Source organism: Shewanella sp. ECSMB14101 (assembly GCF_000773485.1).
GTDB classification, from domain to species: domain Bacteria; phylum Pseudomonadota; class Gammaproteobacteria; order Enterobacterales; family Shewanellaceae; genus Shewanella; species Shewanella marisflavi.
Genome location: NZ_JSFF01000001.1, coordinates 165,714 through 182,282, shown reverse-complemented (window position 1 = coordinate 182,282; position 16,569 = coordinate 165,714). Strand labels below are relative to the sequence as shown.

Here is a 16,569-nt window from a genome sequence, read left to right as displayed (position 1 = left end):
TTAAGCCAATGATTTTGAAAGTAACTCACTCCTTCCTGCGCAGCCTTCACTACAGGAGATCACACCAAGATTGGTATAAGTTGCAGCGAGACACGCCGCAAATCTGCCCAACTGTAGCAATAAGGCTACAAAAATCATTAGAAAACACGAAGCTACGCAGTTGATCTCCCCTAAAAACCCCTTATCATGGGCGCATTAAGGATGCGCACTCTGCAAGGAATCTGATGCTGCAATTATTCACCACTTTTGGACTCAGCTTGAGCCTGCTGCTGACGCTTGTCAGTTGTAGCGTTACGGCCGAGACCCAATCTCAACTAGCCCCCCAAGTGGCCACAGAACCGACCAAAGTAAGACTAGCGGCGGAAGATAATTGGGCCCCATTTGCCGATCCCTATGGCAAAGGACTATCCCACAAGCTGGTTAAGCAGGCCTTCGCCCGCGTTGATATCGATGTCGATAGTATAGTGGTCTCCTACGCGAGAGGGGTGGTCATGACCAAACAAGGGCTTGTCGATGGGGTGTTTAACCTGCATAAAGAGCGTAAAACAGAGTCGGAGTTTATCTTCGGTAAGCAGCCCCTATTTACTGCATCGGCCTCTTTTTATCAAAATAATGCTCACCCGATAACGGCCGAAGACAAGTGGCACCTGCCCCAAGGATTTGTGGTCGGCATTATCAAGGGATATGAATACGGCGACGAGCTAGAGCAGCTAAATCAACTCAAATTGATCGAACTGGACAATCATAATCAGTTAATCAATTTACTACTGCTCAATCGCATTGACGCCGCCATTATGTATGACGAGGTTGCCAAGCAATACCTGCAGCAAATGGGGGTTGATCGAGTGATTGGCCCAAGCGTGCACAATCATACCGGCGATCTCTATGTCGCCTTCTCTAAACAGAGCCCCAATGCTCAGCACTACGCCGAAAAATTAGACCAGGGACTAAACGCTTTAAAACAAGATGGTAGTTATCAGGCAATCATGAACAGTCTCAAGGCGATCGGGACAGATTAGGGCGCGAGTTACAATAAGAATATGCTAAGCTAGCGCCTTTCTTTGTAGCCTAGGCATACGTGTAGATGAGCAGTAAGCAAGAGAAATTCAGCGCCACCTTTCACTTCCCGGTTCAGATCTATTACGAAGACACAGACTTTTCAGGTGTGGTCTACCACCCCAACTTTCTCAAATATTTCGAGCGAGCTCGCGAGCATGTGATTGGGGCCGATAATCTGGCTCAGTTATGGCATCAAGAAGGGCTCGGCTTTGCCGTCTACCGCAGTGACATGCTGTGCCATGAGGGCGTGGAATTTGCCGACATCATAGATGTGCGTACCCGCTTCTATTTTGAGAGTAAATACCGCACCATATGGCAACAAGAGATCTGGCGGCCTAATGGTAAGAAGCCTGCTGTTACGGCGCATATCGAAATGGTTTGTATGAATAAGGCAAGGCAACTGTCCCCAATGTCAGGGCCACTTATTGCCAAGCTGAGCCAAAGTTTTGATCAGCCTATTAGCCTGTAACATCTGCAGATGAACCTAAGAGGCCTTTTCACCTATGGGGCGATTAAGCCGGCGCCAGTGCATCTCTAGCTCTGCCGCCGTCATAGGTTTAGCGAAAATATCCCCCTGCACCTTATCCGCCCCCATATCTTTAAGCAGATTAAACACGCTCATCTGCTCCACTCCCTCAACCGTTACCGAGAAATCTAAGCCTTTCGCCAATTCGATGGCGCTGCTCACGATATGCTGGGCTCGGGGGTCAGATTCCAGTCCCATAAGAAACGCTCTGTCTATCTTAACCTCATCCACAGGCAGATGTTTAAGGTAGGCCAAGGAGGAGTGCCCTGTACCAAAGTCATCGATGGCTACATTTACACCAGCGCGTTTAAGGCGATTCAATACCGCAACGGTGCGCACCATGTCTGTCATCAGCTGGCTCTCGGTGATCTCTATCGCTAACAGGTTAGCGCTAAGGCCCTGCTGCTTAAGCCGTGAGATGATTCGCTCGCTAAGCTGCCTCTCACTAAGATCGTCAATCGCCAGATTGATAGCCACCTGCAACCTAATATTGCTCTCTTGCCAGCGCAGCTGCTGCTGCAACACCTGATCGATCACCCACTGACTCAGCAGACTGATCATCCCGGCACACTCGAGCAAGGGAATAAACTCCCCGGGAGAGAGTGTGCCCAGTACCGAACTCTCCCAACGGATCAAGGCTTCGGCATGGGTACAATTGCCCGTTGCCAGGTTATATTTGGGCTGATACACCAGATAGAGCTCGTTCTGCTCAAGCGCCTTAGGGAAGCAACTGACTATGGTCAACTGCCTGTGCTGGCTGCGATCATCCCCCTCACGGTAGGCGGCGATATAGTTGCTACTCTCCTTAGCTCGCACCAAGGCCAAATCCAGACGGCGCAGCATCTGGCTGACATCGGCGTGGTGTAAAGATAACTCCAAATATCCAATTTGCAGTTGCAGATTAATAACAGTCCCTTTGATACCGATTGGCTGCTGCAGACTCTGCTGCAAAACGCTAAGTTCAGCCTCACTCATGGGAGTCTTAAAATAGATCAGAAACTCATCTTCATTCATTCTCGCCAAGATATCTTTATGGCCGATACGGCGCGCCAATCGCTCCGCCAGCGCCTGCAGTAGCTTATCTCCCAGGGAGAAGCCAAAGAGATCGTTTACATAACGAAAACGATGAATATCGATAAGCACAAACATTCCGTGAGTCAGCGGCATCTTGCGAGTCAGCTCGGCCTTAAGACCGACCCGATTCAGCAGTCCGGTCAGCTTATCGCGCCCTTTTGGGGGAGGCAGTTGCTTGAGCAGATGCTGTAGCTGCACATACAAGGGAATGAAACGATAGGGAATGGAGACGAGATTGAGGGGCTGGCGCACTTTATGTTGCTGACTCAGCTGAGTAACCAAGCGTTTAAGAAACTTAAGCTCAGTGCGCCTATGCCAGTAACAATAAATGATACCAGCGATGCCGATTGCTATCAGATATACAATTAACCAAATCAGCTCAGTCGCAGCCACGCTATCCCTAGTGCTTAATTGAAAGGAGAAACAACAAAAGCGGCTATGCCTGATGCATAGCTCGCTAGACTATTCATAACTTAACTTAATCGAATGATAATTATCGAGAAACTCATCCGATCCCAGATACTCAGGCGTCACAGGCAAACCACGTTTTACAAACACATCCAGACGCTCTTCCAGCTCATGGCCGGCACGTAGTTCGCCAGTGTAGAAGGCCGCAGAACGCACGAAATCCAGGTAGGTGACATGATCAGGAAGATAAGGGAGATCGGCCCAGCGCTCGACCACTTCCATCACCTCGGGTGAGAAGTCCCAGCTCTTGAGTACAGCGCGCCCCAGTGGGCCCTGCATCTTTCTCACCAAGGCTCTGAGTTGCTCGATACTGGTAAACAAGTGTGGGTTTGCCTCAGCCTCGGTTAACACAGGCAAGGCGCCGATATTGTGAACCAAGCTAGCCAGGGTCAAGGTGTCATAGTTTAAACCACACTGCTTATGGGTCTTAGAATACTTAAGCAGTAAGGCACAGGCCGCTGAAGTCACCTCAATGGATGAACGCCACACCTCATCCATCACCTCCCACACCATCTCGTTGGTCGAGATGAAGAGCTGCTCCATGGCTACCGAGGTGGCAATTGCCTTGATCTGAGTCAGGCCGATACGGGTCACCGCTGCATTAATGTTTTCGGCCTTAATGCCGCGGCTGTACATGGCACTGTTGGCCACCTTGATCATACGAGCCGAAATGGCAGCGTCTTGACCAATAATTTCGGCCACCTGCTTCGGGCTGGAGTCGGGGCGGGAGACCACCTCTTGAACGCGCATTGCTACCTCGGGCAAAGTGGGCAGAATTAGCGCATCCGCCTTTAACTTTTTGAGTAACCCAACCAGTAGTTGATGCTCGCTAGACATTCTAACTCCTTAAAAAACTATACCCTAAATGATGTTGCCACAGAGTATATCAGCACTCTTGCTAACCGCGATGGTAAAAATCACCCATCCAGTTAAGAATTTGTGTAATTTTAGCTAAGTTTCAGATTATAGGTTATTAATTGCCTTATTTTTATCAGAATATGAGGCCTTCAACCGCCTTTGCCACCTATTGAACATAAAATAATCAATTTCTGATTTGCATAAGCCTTGCCCCATTGAGTAAAATGCCCGCCCCAAGTTTGTTCGATACCTGTTAATTGAGAGAAATGATGTTTAAACCTGAGCTGCTGTCTCCTGCCGGGACCCTTAAAAATATGCGTTATGCCTTCGCATATGGCGCCGATGCGGTCTACGCAGGCCAACCGAGATATAGCCTGCGTGTCAGAAACAATGATTTCAAGATGGAAAACCTCGCAACAGGTATCCAAGAGGCCCATAGCCTAGGCAAAAAACTCTATGTGGTGAGCAATATCGCCCCCCACAACACTAAGCTCAAAACCTATATCAAGGATATGGAGCCTGTGGTGGCCATGCAGCCCGATGCGCTGATCATGTCAGACCCAGGTCTTATCATGATGGTACGCGAAGCCTTTCCGGATCAGACCGTTCACCTGTCAGTACAGGCCAATGCCATCAACTGGGCCTCGGTCAAGTTTTGGCAGCAGCAAGGCATCAAACGTGTGATCCTCTCTCGCGAGCTGTCGCTGGACGAGATCGAAGAGATCCGCCAGCGCTGCCCTGATATTGAACTCGAAGTCTTCGTCCACGGCGCCCTGTGCATGGCCTACTCTGGACGCTGCCTGCTCTCTGGCTATATCAACAAGCGTGACCCTAACCAAGGCACCTGCACCAACGCCTGTCGCTGGAAGTATGACGCCCACGAAGCAGTGCAAACCGAAACGGGTGACATAGTGGCGGTAAACCCTGAGGTGCAGATGCATAATCCAACTCTGGGCGAAGGTGCGCCGAGCAGCGAAGTGGTCTTGCTGCAAGAAGCCGGACGTCCGGGCGAATATATGCCCGCCTTCGAAGATGAACACGGCACCTATATCATGAACTCTAAGGATCTGCGCGCCATTCAGCACGTCGAGCGTCTGACTAAGATGGGCATAGATTCACTGAAAATTGAAGGTCGTACCAAGTCCTTCTACTATGTGGCGCGTACCGCCCAGCTCTATCGCCAGGCAATCGAAGATGCCGCTGCGGGCCGTGAGTTTAATCCAGCGCTCATGTATCAGCTCGAAGGGCTAGCGCACCGTGGTTACACCGAAGGCTTCCTGCGTCGCCACGTACATGACGAGTACCAAAACTACGACTACGGCTACTCTATCAGCGACACCCAACAGTTTGTCGGCGAATTTACCGGCAAGCGCAACGTTAAAGGAATGGCGGAAATCGATGTGAAGAACAAGTTCTCCGTGGGCGACAGCGTCGAGTTGATGACGCCACAGGGCAACATGAATCTGACCATAGAACACCTGGAAAACCGCAAAGGTGAGAGCGTCGAGGCAGGGCTAGGTTCGGGTCACTTCGTCTACTTACCGGTACCCGCCGAAGTCGAGGTTGAGCGCGCCATCTTGATGCGTAACCTCACCGATGGCCAGAGCACTCGCCAGCCCCATCCGTAAAACAACAGCAACAGCCCGAGACTCTCGGGCTGTTTTTTTATGAGCCTCTCCCCAAGCTTAACCCAACGGCCTTTGGACTCAAGCAGTCACTTGGGGACCCTGGCATTTTTCCTATACTGCTTAGTAGAGACGAAGCTGGTGATTAGGCTTACTCTGTGCCTGTGCTATAATGGCCGGCCGACAGGCGGTCTGCCAAGACGCTTACCTGACGGGGTCATGACCCAAGGCACTAATAGAGATTTTTTAGAAGGCAAGACAAATAGATGGCATTACTGATCGACGACAGCTGTATTAACTGCGACATGTGTGAGAACAATTTTATTTTACTTTAATAACAATCTCTTAGTTGAAAAAAATAAATTGTGTTACTTTTTGTGTTACAGCCAAAATTTTTATTCGAGCTAAACTACTCTCTACATTCAAAACATAAAAGACTACAGGGCTTCCTCCTGCACTGATGCAAAGAATATTGCTCATGTGCAGTGACCGGGATTCAAAGCCGAGTCTAGAAATGGTAAAAGCTAGCTCTTAAATGGACGGCGAAATTCAGCCGATGTTCAAGCCAATTAATCTAGAAACCTATGCAAGATTAGATAAATGGAGACCCCATGTCACAACGGAATTAATGGCCTCAATTACTGGTGATTCTTATCGCACGCCCCTGCTTATCCCCAAACTCAGCCTGCGCATGCTGAGGCTATATGACTAGGCAGACAAAACCAAGTTGCCCAGACCAGCATATAGCTGATGACAGAAAACAACGAAGTGTCCGGCGTGCAGGGATCCGTATCGGCCTTTCTCGGCTTTAACTAGTTGAGGGTCAGGTAGAAATCTATCATAAGCACCGCTGCATACTAGGGACCGAGCAAGATCTGATGCAAAGCGGTAACCTGCTGGTCGACATCTTGATAGCCACCTTCTCGGTGATCCCCCCCCCTATAAAACTACTAACACAGGCGGTACTGGTTTTCGCAAGAGGCAGCATGGCAACTTTGTTCACATGTTATTCCAACGTCATAGGCAAGTGGAACATGGCGATGTATTTGTGATAGCCATCATAATCAGCTACCTTGTCAGTAACGCTGAGAAGCAGATGGGTAGCCTGATCATAATGCACGCCCAGCTCGAAATCGGCTTCTGGTTTTTCACCGACTACTACCTGTTTGCCATCGCCTCCAATATCTTAATGACAAAGCCTCAACTGACTGCAAATTAACACTGAATTTCAATTCTTTGTCGTTCCCTAACCCAAAGGGCGGGTTGAGGTAAAAAATGAGAAAAAAGAAAAAGCCCCCTTATTGTATATTGAAAAGGGGCTTTATTCGTTATAGGAAGGCACGCTAACCCCTTAATTTCCAAATGTCGAGGTCTCCCTACAAAGCTGCTCCCTGAAATTGGGATGGGCGATATCGATCAGCGCCCTGGCTTGCTCACGTAACGACTTGCCGCGCAAATTAGCCGAGCCATATTCTGTGACTATGTAGTGCACATGGGCCCGAGTGGTCACTACACCAGCACCTGGAGAGAGCATGCTGGCGATGTGGGACACCTTACCACCCGCCGCCATGCTAGGCGATTACCGAGCGGCCGGCTTCCGAGAGACCGGTGCCTCGAAAGCCGGCCCAGATCTGTCCCGAGATACCCACCTGCAGCATCGAGTTGATCTCTATCACATTGAAGTTCTTACGAATGATCTAGGTGTCATGGACCTACTCGATATCCACGAAGACCACGGAAGGGTTATCGTTCACATAGTCATACAAGCGCTGACTACTCAGGGCAAAGCCGATAACCAGCTTTCCCAGATGCACCTTCTTACGATCGTTATTGATCCCCCCTGCTCGACCAGATTCAGCACGCCATCGGAAAAGAGATCGGTATCACTCCAAGATCTTTATGACCCGTGAAGCAGGACAGCACGGCATCAGGGATGGCGCCGATGCCCATCATACTATCGAGTACACATACCCATTAATAATAAAAAAACACCAAGAATTTAAAATAACAAAACACCAACCAAACTTCAGCCATAAAGTCATTATGAAAAGATATGAAAACTTAAGAATAAATATTAAAACTTAAAAAATATTAAGAACAGAAATAAAAACAATATGAAAAAATAAAAATAAATTTACACAACAATTAACAAAAAAATATATTTAGAACAGATTATCAATTACAAAAAAACACAAGAGACAAAGTTTCACCACAGACAGGTGAAAAGTATAAATAATTTAAAATCAAATAGATAGGAACGACCAACTGATTAAGAAATTAAATTAACACAAGTTAAAAAAGCTTTTGCGCATAAAAGCACCAAGTCACGGTAAGACACATTTTAAAATAATGATCACATTTATAAAAATACCTCTTTAGTAATAACTTCCAAGGGCTTTAATTACCTCGTAGAATTTAATTAAAAGATATTTAACAAACACCACACTAATTACAAATAATTAACTACTAAGGCCAAGATGATGAGTAAATATATTATCGCTGGGTTGATATTTGGGATTTTAAGTTTATCGCACTTCCCCTTGTCAGCTCAGGCAGCCCCCTGGGACACGCTTACGCCACAACAGCTGGAACAGCAATTAACAGAGAAATTTGCACAGGGTAACTATTCCAAGAAAGGTGCTGACACCTGCCTGATGTGCCATAAAAAAAATGACAAGGTCATGGCATTCTTCACCGGCACACACGCTAACCGCAACACCTCTCAATCGCCAATGGCTGGCCTACAATGCGAGGCTTGTCATGGCCCGCTAGGCAAGCATAACCAAGGCGGGAAAGAACCTATGATCGCCTTTGGCAAGCAGAGCAAACTATCGGCTCAAAGCCAAAACAGCGTCTGCCTGGGTTGCCATAACGACACTAAACAATTGGCGTGGCACAACAGCAGCCATAATCTCGACGAGATAGCCTGCGGCAACTGCCATCAAATTCACACTGCCAAAGATCCTATGCTAGATCGCCTTAGCATCAATGATAGCTGTACCACTTGCCATTCGCAGCAAGGCGCTGACATGAACAAACGCTCATCTCATCCGTTGAAATGGGAGCAGATGACCTGCATCGATTGCCATAACCCACACGGTTCAATGAATGAAAGCGCGCTAAACCACACTACCGTCAATGATACCTGTTACAGCTGTCACGCAGAAAAGCGTGGACCAGTGTTATGGGAGCATGCCCCTGTCACCGAGAACTGCGGCACCTGTCACAACCCCCATGGCAGCGTAAATGAAGCCATGTTGACCCATAGAGCACCTCAACTGTGTCAGCAATGCCACATGGACGATGGCCATGCCAGTCGTGCCGTTCAACAAGGTGGCGCGGATGCCTTCGGCGGCGGCAAAAGCTGTCTTAATTGCCACAGCCAAATCCATGGTTCCAACCATCCCGCCGGCAGCAAACTGCAGCGCTAATTAGGGAGTCACTAACATGAACTGTAAATTAAACCTTATCACCTTATCACTGCTCGCCATGTCAGGCAGTATGACAGGCTCAGCATTTGCGGCTGACTTTGGGGTAAACAAGGCCAACACCAGCCAGGTCAAGCAACAGATGTTTCAGTGTAAGCGTTGCCCTCAAATCGACGGTTACACTGGCACTGTTGGATTCAATGCCGCATATATCGACAGTGACGATATTCACGCTGGCAATGCATTTTCAACCGATAAAGACGGTGCCAATGCCAGCATTGATGCCGACCTCAACTATCAAAATGCAACAGGCTACAAAGCTAGGTTTCAGGCACACCGTCTGGGACTGGATAATGGTTTCGCCCACCTTGAAGCAGGCAAGCCAGATCAATATGAGTTAGTCGCCGATTTTCAGCAGCTTACTCACTACCAGTCTGGTAATGCTCGTAGCCAGCTGTGGTACCAAGACGACATGCTCACCCCCAGTGAATACACGCAGACCCAAACTCTCTCTTTGCAGCGAAACCAAGCAGGCCTAGGCTTGAACTTTGGGCGAGACTTTTATCAGGCATATGTTCGCTATGAGCATGAAAATAAGACAGGTTACCAAAGCGCCAGCATGGTGACGCCGCGGCCGGTCAATTTCGGTCTCCCTGTCGATGCCGACACCGACAAGCTCACCGCAGGCATGTCTATGTCTGGTGTAAACTGGACGACAGATCTCAATTATCTTGTCAGCCGGTACCACAACGCCATTGACAACTTAAGCCAGCCCTATCGGTATGACGTCTATGCGGCATCACCTGACAATGAGGCGCAGCAACTCAATCTATCTGGACAATATCAACTGGGTCGAACCGTGATGAGTGCTCGCCTGGCGACGGGAAAAATGACTCAGAATGATGACTTAATTCAGATGTCTGGCAACCCGCTGCAACGCTGGGATGGTGAAATCGCCATCTTAGATGGCAAACTGTCTGCCACCTCCCAGTTGAACAACAAACTCAGAGTGGGCGGCAGCATCGACTACGCCAAGCGTGACAACCAAGGGTCGGTGTGGGAGTTCCCACAATATGAAGTCAACGGACTAACCGGCGCATTTAAACAAAATGCTCCTTTAGACACCGAGCGTCGTGGCCTGAAGCTCAACGCCGCTTACCGTTTCAATGGCAACTATCGCCTGCAAGCAGGCTATGACCGCAAAGTGATGGAGCGCAGCCACAGCGAGCGGGAACAGACCCATGATGACACTCTTTGGAGCAAGCTTAATGTTCGCGCCTTGGACAACCTTAAGATTAGGTTTAAAGCTAGCTTAGACAATCGCGGCGGCAGCGAATATCAAACCCAGGCGCTGACTTCATCGGAGACCAATCCGTTGCTACGCAAATACTACCTTGCCGATAGGTCTCGCACCGCTTTTGAAACCCAGCTCAATCACAATCCAGCCTCATGGCTAAATCTAAACATAACTGGCCGTTATGCCTTCGACGATTACAAGAACACCCAGATCGGCCTTACCGAATCGGAAGATTATGGCTACGACATCAACCTGGGCCTGCAGATGAACCCATCGTTATCTGGCTATGCCTTCGTCGGCCAACAATGGATTAGCAGCAAACAAAACGGCAGTCAGGCTTTCTCGACTGCCGATTGGCAAGCCGATATCGAAGATGAGTTCATCAACCTGGGCATGGGCTTTAACTATTCAGGCTTATTGCAAGACAAGCTCAGCATAGGCGGAGACTACCTGTTTGCAAACTCAGATAGCAACACCATGGTGACTCATGCTACCAGCATACCTCAGGGAGATTACTACGCGTTTAACCACAGCCTGAAGCTGCGTGCCAACTACGCATTCACAGATGAGATGGCGCTATCACTGGCTTACCAGTATGAGCGCTACTACGACACCGATTACGCGCAAATTGATGTCGATACCGTTCCGGGACTGACTACCTTAGGCAACCTGAACCATAACTATAACGCGCACCAAGTGATGTTGTCGTTTAGCTACCAACTGCGTTAATGCAACCAGTGCTAATCATAACTGCAATGAGGATAAAATAATGGAACGCAGAAGTTTCTTAAAAATGAGTGCGGCACTCAGTTGTGCAGCAACAGTTTCAGGCTGTAACTCTGGCTCTAAAGAGGTCGAGGTCACCCCACCTAAACCGCCTGTTACCGGCGAAAACCTTAATTGGTCAGCTTGCCTGGTTAACTGCGGTTCAAACTGCCCGGTCAAAGTCTACTCTCAGGATGGCGTGATCACCCGCGTCGAATCTGAATTTACCACCACAGATAAATATGGTGACCATGACGTACGTGCCTGCTTGCGCGGCCGCTCACTAAGAAAACGCGTCTACGCACCCGATCGCCTTAAATATCCAATGAAACGTGTTGGCCCACGTGGTAGTGGTCAGTTCGAACGTATCAGCTGGGATGAGGCACTGGATATCGTGGCGGAAAGACTACAAGGCACCATAGATCAATATGGTAACGAGTCGATTCACTTTACCTATAATTCTGGCGCCCGCTACCATTTCTCGGGCAAGCAATGCCTCTACCGCTTGATGAATCTCAAAGGTGGCTACCTCAACGCTTACGGCGACTACAGTTGGTCGCAAATTTATGAGGCAGCAGGACAAACTTATGGCTCTGCGGGCCCAGGTTGGCAAGGCAGTAGTGTGTCAGAGATGCAGAACTCAGATCTGGTGCTGATGGTGGGGTATAACCCCTCAGAGATCCGCATGAGTGGTTCGGGTGAAGCCTACGACTTCTTGATGCAGAAGAAGAAAAACAACTTTAAAACCATCCTAATCGATCCCCGTTATACAGACTCGGCTGTGGGTAAAGAAGATCAATGGATACCGATTCGCCCCGGCACTGACGCCGCGCTATTTGAAGCACTGGCCTTTGAATGGATCACCACCAATAAGGTTAACCAGGCCTTCCTCGACAAGTACTGTGTCGGCTACGACGAAAATACCATGCCAGACGGTATCGGCTATGAAGAGAGCTACAAGGCTTATATTCTCGACAACACCACAGTTGGCGATCTTACCCCTGGTATTAAGGCAAAAACCCCTGAGTGGGCGGCATCGATCACAGGGATCGAAGCCCATGTGATCAAAGAACTCGCCCGCGAGTTAGCCGCAGCGCGCGCGCCCTTTATCCAAATTGCCGCATCACTCAACCGTCAGGCGGCTGGTGAAAACAACACGCGCGCAGGCTACATGCTCCCTATCTTACTCGGCCAGCTAGGCCTACCAGGGACTAACTGCGGTGGCCTGTGCAAAGGGTCATTCTTGCATGCCCCCTTCATGCCTACTGGGTCAAATCCGGTCAAAAAGGCCATCTCATTCTTTACCTTCACCCAAGCCATTGAAGACGGTAAGAACATGACGGTACTGGCTGACGGGGTACAAGGGGTAGACCTTGATGAAAATGGCGATGGCAAACTCGGTACAGACATCAAAGCGATCATCAACTACGGTGGTAACGCGCTGATTAACCAGCACTCTGAAGTCCGTAAAACCGAGAAGCTATTGCAGGATGAATCCAAGTGCGAATTCATTCTTGTGGTCGACAACTGGATGACACCAAGTGCCAAGTTTGCCGATATTCTCCTGCCCGATGTGACCTGGCTAGAATCGGAAGACCTTATCTACCAAAGCTATGCCGCCGGTGACACTGCCACCTTAGTGCAGATGAGTAGTGGCGTCGAACCCATGTTCGAAAGCCGTCCAATCTATGAGGTCTGTGTCGATCTCGCTAAGCGCATGGGTGTCGAAGCAGAATTTACCGAAGGCAAGAGCCGTAAAGACTGGCTAGATCAATTCTATGCCGAATCTCAAGCCGCAACACCTGGCTTGCCGAGCAAGGAGGTCATGCTCAAGCAGGGCATCTACCGTAAATACCTGCCAAACGGCAGCTATATCGTGCTTGAAGATTTCCGTAAAGACCCTGAAGCCAACCCACTTGGCACGCCATCGGGCAAAATTGAGATCTACTCTTCACGTTTGGCCGAAAAAGCCCGTACCTGGAAGCTAAAGGAAGGCGATGTCATCTCCGCTCTACCTAAGTATGTCCCCACCTGGGAAGGCTATGAAGATGCTGAAACGAAAAAGAAATACCCACTACAGCTAACCGGTTACCACACCAAGGGCCGCGCCCACTCTAGCTACCACAACGTGCCCTGGCTGCGTGAAGTGGTACAGGATGCAATCTGGATGAATCCACTGGATGCAAATCAGCGCGGCTTAAAAACCGGCGACAGGGTTCATGTGTTCAATGATCGCGGCACCATCGAAGTCGAAGTCAAAGTGACTCCTCGCATCATGGTCGGCGTCACAGCATTGGGCCAGGGCGCCTGGTTCCAAGGCGGCGGTGACGTCGATAAGGGCGGCTGTCTCAACGTACTCACGACGCAGCGGACTACCCCAATAACCAAAGGTAACCCGCAACACACCAACCTGGTTGAAATCCGTAAGGCTTGATAGGAGTTAACAATGAACAACAATATCCAATACGGCTTTCATGTCGACGCGAGTAAATGCACTGGTTGTAAGACCTGTCAGGTCGCCTGTAAAGACCGCAAAGATCTGCCTGTCGGCATTAACTGGCGCCGCGTCTATGAGTATGGCGGTGGCCAATGGACAGAAAACGGTGATGGTACTGTCACCCAAAATGTATTCGCCTATTACATGTCTATCGGCTGCAACCATTGCTCTGAACCTGTGTGCGTTAAGGCATGCCCTACCGGCGCCATGCATAAGCGACGCGAAGATGGTTTAGTGCATGTAGCCACAGATCTCTGTATCGGTTGTGAAAGCTGTGCCAGAGCCTGCCCTTACGACGCACCTCAGATAGATAAAGACCGTAAGGTAATGACTAAGTGTGACGGTTGCTTTGAGCGCTTGGCCGAGGGTAAGCAACCATCATGCGTCGAATCATGCCCTATGCGAGCCATCGACTTCGGGCCAATGGAACAGTTGAAGGCGAAATATCCTGGCGCAATCTCGCCAAATGTCGCACCTCTGCCAGAAAGCAGTATCACAACGCCCAACCTGCTGATCACGCCTAACCGTCACTCTCGTCCTAGCGGCGCTACCGATGGCGAAGTGCTGAACTACTCAGAAGTGTAAGATTGATCGGGTGCCAAGCAATGGGCTGGCACCCTTTTTCAGTCTCACTCAACTACTCTTCCTAAAGATTGAGGTTAAGATGCAACTCCTTAACAAACAAGAGATTCATGAACTCCAGGGTATTGCCCGAATTCTCCACCACGCGCTGTTCTATGACCCCAGCCCAGCCTTTATCCAAGACCTGATCGATCATCAGGTGATTCAGAGCTGGCCCAACTTCACTTGCTCTGATTTAGAGCACCGGGGAAAAACCTTGCTATCGGACTATCTGACTCAGTGGGCACCGACACAACAGCAGGCGCTCAAACTGGACTATGGGCAGCTATTTTATGGCCCGGGTGAACCTAGCGCCGCACCTTGGGGATCTGTTTATCTTAGCGAAAGACAGCTGCTCAATGACAAGTCTACTATGGCGCTTAAGTCCTTTTATCAAGAGCAAGGGATTGGCTTCAACCTAGATAACAATCAACCTGTCGACCATATCGGTCTCTTCTTTGCTGTGCTGGATCAGATGCTGAGTCAATGGGCCCAAGCGGAAGAAAGTGAAATCATTAAACGCAACTGCTTTATCTTATTGCAACAACACCTATTGCCCTGGTCAGGTCGCTGCTTAACCCTGATGCAACAACATGCCCGAACCGATTTCTATCTTGGTATTGCCCTACTGAGCCAAGCCTACCTGGATGGATTGTGCCAGCGCTTACAACTTATCCCAATTTCGGCGCGGCTATACCGCTAGTTTCAACCTCACATAAAGGGCATTGTAATGGCGTTACTCAAGGCTATAGGCAGGCAATGGCAGCAAGGTAAGCTTGCCGAAAAAATCGAGCAACAACTCATGGACGATCCCGAAGTGCTGGCACTGTTTGTCGGAGCCACAAGCATAACGACTGTTGCCAACCTCATCACAGCCCTAGGATACAAAGAAGTCTACCTTCGCCACGAGACGGAAATACCCGATACCTTGCTGCTAACCCTCTTGTCTGACTGCTTTCGGCTTCTGGTGGCAAAGCAATTAGCCCACGATGAACTGAATCAGGCTGAGGCCTTGATCATGCAGATAACCAAGATCTGGGCGAACAAACCCCTCTCAGCATCAACAGCTGCTGACGAAACCCTACACTATCAAACACTTCAACAAGGTTTGCTCAGACTCGCAGCTCATTTAGATACCGTCCACGCACAGCGAAAGCAACGTAGAAGAAACATGTGAAGCAATCTTAAGGAACATGGACGGCGAGTTGACCCGATTCATTATAGATAAGTCCACAACTTTGCTTGCTGTGCCAGCAGACTCTGATACAAGGAGAATTGGTTAGCCGCTCGCTCGAGATTATGATTCTCATGATGGATATGGTAGTGGAGATCGTCATTGAAGTGATCCGTTAAAAGACGCCCCCAATCGGCAGAGAAATCTGTGATGGGATCACCATTGGCAAGGCGATGATGTCGATGTAAGCGCCCGGCTCGTTCCAGCAGTAAACATCCATTTTCACTTCAGCTGTGAGTTGTCAGATAGTACTTACTAGCCACCGTAAACTATTTTAGATCGCAAGAAAACCACATTGCTCTCAATTTCAGATAGTAATGACCCTCTAACGAGAGAAAAATGGAAGTCAGCAGTCAAAAGTTAATGGCCATAGACAGCCAAGTATAAACCATTGAAATAGCTAGTTTTAACTTAAAGACGCAAAATTCAGTTGCAACAACCCTAATGTCTTTACATAAATTTACACTTGTAGAAAAAAACAGCTTGTCCGCATAAAAACAATATGTAGTTTTTATCACAAAAACTACATTTCTATTTTCTGACCAACTTTATGTAACTGATTCTTAGCAAGATCTAACTGATTCTTAGCAGCTTTTTTCTAATGACATCAACACCAATTAGAGAATCCTAATACACGAAAAACTGAAAATCGACTCCTCCACCAAAGATTGTTCAAACAACAATCAGAAACAGCTGTCGTTAAAAAACCATTAATTTCGCATAAAAAATCATTAAGGATTAAAAAAATGGTACATCTACTCAGTTTACAGTCTTAAAAATACTCTTTAGCATTTCATCATATCAACGGGTTACATCGAAAACCGCTCGTTGAGAGAATGTTTTTCTTATTTAAAAAAGGAATATGAATGCATAATAGTTCAAGTAGAGATTCAGATAACAGCTCTAAAGATTGGCCTGAGTTTCTGACGCCTGACGAAGTCTGCAAAATTTTAGATATTAGTAGAAAAACACTTTGTGAATACTGCAATAAACACCAATTACGTAGATATTTGACGGTTTATCGCTTATCACACAAAAATGTACGTTACTGTAAAAAATCAGTTTATGAGTTCATCGAAAGATGTAAAAGCCACTAGCGCTCATTAAGCAACTAGAA

13 protein-coding genes and 2 pseudogenes are annotated in these 16,569 nt (G+C 48.4%); 11 read left to right on the top strand and 4 right to left on the bottom strand.

Annotated elements, in window-relative coordinates:
* Positions 1-224: 224 nt before the first annotated feature.
* On the top strand, positions 225-1,019 hold the full coding sequence (locus tag NY07_RS00870) for a substrate-binding periplasmic protein (RefSeq protein ID WP_033537452.1): 795 nt from the start codon (positions 225-227) through the stop codon (positions 1,017-1,019).
* 65 nt (positions 1,020-1,084) lie between these two features.
* Positions 1,085-1,528, top strand: coding sequence for a thioesterase family protein (locus NY07_RS00865; protein ID WP_033537451.1), 444 nt, complete (start codon positions 1,085-1,087; stop codon positions 1,526-1,528).
* A gap of 15 nt (positions 1,529-1,543) precedes the next feature.
* Here NY07_RS00865 and NY07_RS00860 read toward each other — a convergent pair whose 3' ends face one another.
* On the bottom strand, positions 1,544-3,052 hold the full coding sequence (locus NY07_RS00860) for a putative bifunctional diguanylate cyclase/phosphodiesterase (RefSeq protein WP_033537450.1): 1,509 nt from the start codon (positions 3,050-3,052) through the stop codon (positions 1,544-1,546).
* Between the two features lie 69 nt (positions 3,053-3,121).
* Complete coding sequence (locus NY07_RS00855; RefSeq protein ID WP_033537449.1) at positions 3,122-3,964, bottom strand: HDOD domain-containing protein; 843 nt, start codon at positions 3,962-3,964, stop codon at positions 3,122-3,124.
* A 290-nt stretch (positions 3,965-4,254) separates the two neighbouring features.
* Here NY07_RS00855 and trhP point away from each other — a divergent pair, with 290 nt between their 5' ends.
* Both trhP and NY07_RS19695 read left to right on the top strand, forming a co-directional pair.
* Positions 4,255-5,613, top strand: coding sequence for a prephenate-dependent tRNA uridine(34) hydroxylase TrhP (gene trhP / locus NY07_RS00850; RefSeq protein ID WP_033537448.1), 1,359 nt, complete (start codon positions 4,255-4,257; stop codon positions 5,611-5,613).
* Positions 5,614-6,613: 1,000 nt separating this feature from the next.
* Positions 6,614-6,829, top strand: a complete 216-nt coding sequence (locus NY07_RS19695; protein WP_052125440.1) for a hypothetical protein — start codon at positions 6,614-6,616, stop codon at positions 6,827-6,829.
* Positions 6,830-6,953: 124 nt separating this feature from the next.
* Here NY07_RS19695 and NY07_RS19375 read toward each other — a convergent pair.
* Positions 6,954-7,560: pseudogene (locus NY07_RS19375) on the bottom strand (acetyl-CoA hydrolase/transferase C-terminal domain-containing protein); the annotation flags it as partial.
* Positions 7,561-8,087: 527 nt separating this feature from the next.
* Here NY07_RS19375 and NY07_RS00830 point away from each other — a divergent pair.
* The 6 genes from NY07_RS00830 (at position 8,088) to NY07_RS00805 (ending at position 15,395) form a co-directional block, all read left to right on the top strand.
* On the top strand, positions 8,088-9,041 hold the full coding sequence (locus NY07_RS00830) for a DmsE family decaheme c-type cytochrome (RefSeq protein WP_033537445.1): 954 nt from the start codon (positions 8,088-8,090) through the stop codon (positions 9,039-9,041).
* 16 nt (positions 9,042-9,057) lie between these two features.
* Entirely contained in the window at positions 9,058-11,064 is a 2,007-nt protein-coding gene (locus NY07_RS00825; RefSeq protein ID WP_033537444.1) for an MtrB/PioB family decaheme-associated outer membrane protein, read from the top strand.
* A gap of 40 nt (positions 11,065-11,104) precedes the next feature.
* A complete protein-coding gene (locus NY07_RS00820) occupies positions 11,105-13,534 on the top strand; it encodes a DMSO/selenate family reductase complex A subunit (protein ID WP_033537443.1) in 2,430 nt (809 codons plus the stop codon).
* A 12-nt stretch (positions 13,535-13,546) separates the two neighbouring features.
* Positions 13,547-14,182: a DMSO/selenate family reductase complex B subunit gene (locus NY07_RS00815; RefSeq protein ID WP_033537442.1), complete on the top strand. Its 636-nt coding sequence runs from the start codon at positions 13,547-13,549 to the stop codon at positions 14,180-14,182.
* A gap of 79 nt (positions 14,183-14,261) precedes the next feature.
* Positions 14,262-14,921 (top strand): TorD/DmsD family molecular chaperone, encoded by a 660-nt coding sequence (locus NY07_RS00810; protein ID WP_033537757.1) that lies wholly within the window; start codon positions 14,262-14,264, stop codon positions 14,919-14,921.
* 27 nt (positions 14,922-14,948) lie between these two features.
* Complete coding sequence (locus NY07_RS00805; RefSeq protein ID WP_033537441.1) at positions 14,949-15,395, top strand: hypothetical protein; 447 nt, start codon at positions 14,949-14,951, stop codon at positions 15,393-15,395.
* A gap of 41 nt (positions 15,396-15,436) precedes the next feature.
* On the opposite strand, the pseudogene NY07_RS19690 reads toward NY07_RS00805, so the two are convergent.
* Positions 15,437-15,577: pseudogene (locus NY07_RS19690) on the bottom strand (aminoglycoside phosphotransferase family protein); the annotation flags it as partial.
* 741 nt (positions 15,578-16,318) lie between these two features.
* Between NY07_RS19690 and NY07_RS19870 the strand changes: the two are divergent.
* Positions 16,319-16,549 (top strand): helix-turn-helix domain-containing protein, encoded by a 231-nt coding sequence (locus NY07_RS19870; RefSeq protein WP_081953742.1) that lies wholly within the window; start codon positions 16,319-16,321, stop codon positions 16,547-16,549.
* Positions 16,550-16,569 lie beyond the last annotated feature (20 nt).

What these genes read in the sequence shown, in the direction of transcription:
- NY07_RS00870 (WP_033537452.1), top strand. Translation starts at nt 225, where the DNA reads ATGCTGCAATTATTCACCACTTTTGGACTCAGCTTGAGCCTGCTGCTG.
- NY07_RS00865 (WP_033537451.1), top strand. Translation starts at nt 1,085, where the DNA reads ATGAGCAGTAAGCAAGAGAAATTCAGCGCCACCTTTCACTTCCCGGTT.
- NY07_RS00855 (WP_033537449.1), bottom strand. Translation starts at nt 3,964, where the DNA reads ATGTCTAGCGAGCATCAACTACTGGTTGGGTTACTCAAAAAGTTAAAG.
- trhP (WP_033537448.1), top strand. Translation starts at nt 4,255, where the DNA reads ATGTTTAAACCTGAGCTGCTGTCTCCTGCCGGGACCCTTAAAAATATG.
- NY07_RS19695 (WP_052125440.1), top strand. Translation starts at nt 6,614, where the DNA reads ATGTTATTCCAACGTCATAGGCAAGTGGAACATGGCGATGTATTTGTG.
- NY07_RS00830 (WP_033537445.1), top strand. Translation starts at nt 8,088, where the DNA reads ATGATGAGTAAATATATTATCGCTGGGTTGATATTTGGGATTTTAAGT.
- NY07_RS00825 (WP_033537444.1), top strand. Translation starts at nt 9,058, where the DNA reads ATGAACTGTAAATTAAACCTTATCACCTTATCACTGCTCGCCATGTCA.
- NY07_RS00820 (WP_033537443.1), top strand. Translation starts at nt 11,105, where the DNA reads ATGGAACGCAGAAGTTTCTTAAAAATGAGTGCGGCACTCAGTTGTGCA.
- NY07_RS00815 (WP_033537442.1), top strand. Translation starts at nt 13,547, where the DNA reads ATGAACAACAATATCCAATACGGCTTTCATGTCGACGCGAGTAAATGC.
- NY07_RS00810 (WP_033537757.1), top strand. Translation starts at nt 14,262, where the DNA reads ATGCAACTCCTTAACAAACAAGAGATTCATGAACTCCAGGGTATTGCC.
- NY07_RS00805 (WP_033537441.1), top strand. Translation starts at nt 14,949, where the DNA reads ATGGCGTTACTCAAGGCTATAGGCAGGCAATGGCAGCAAGGTAAGCTT.
- NY07_RS19870 (WP_081953742.1), top strand. Translation starts at nt 16,319, where the DNA reads ATGCATAATAGTTCAAGTAGAGATTCAGATAACAGCTCTAAAGATTGG.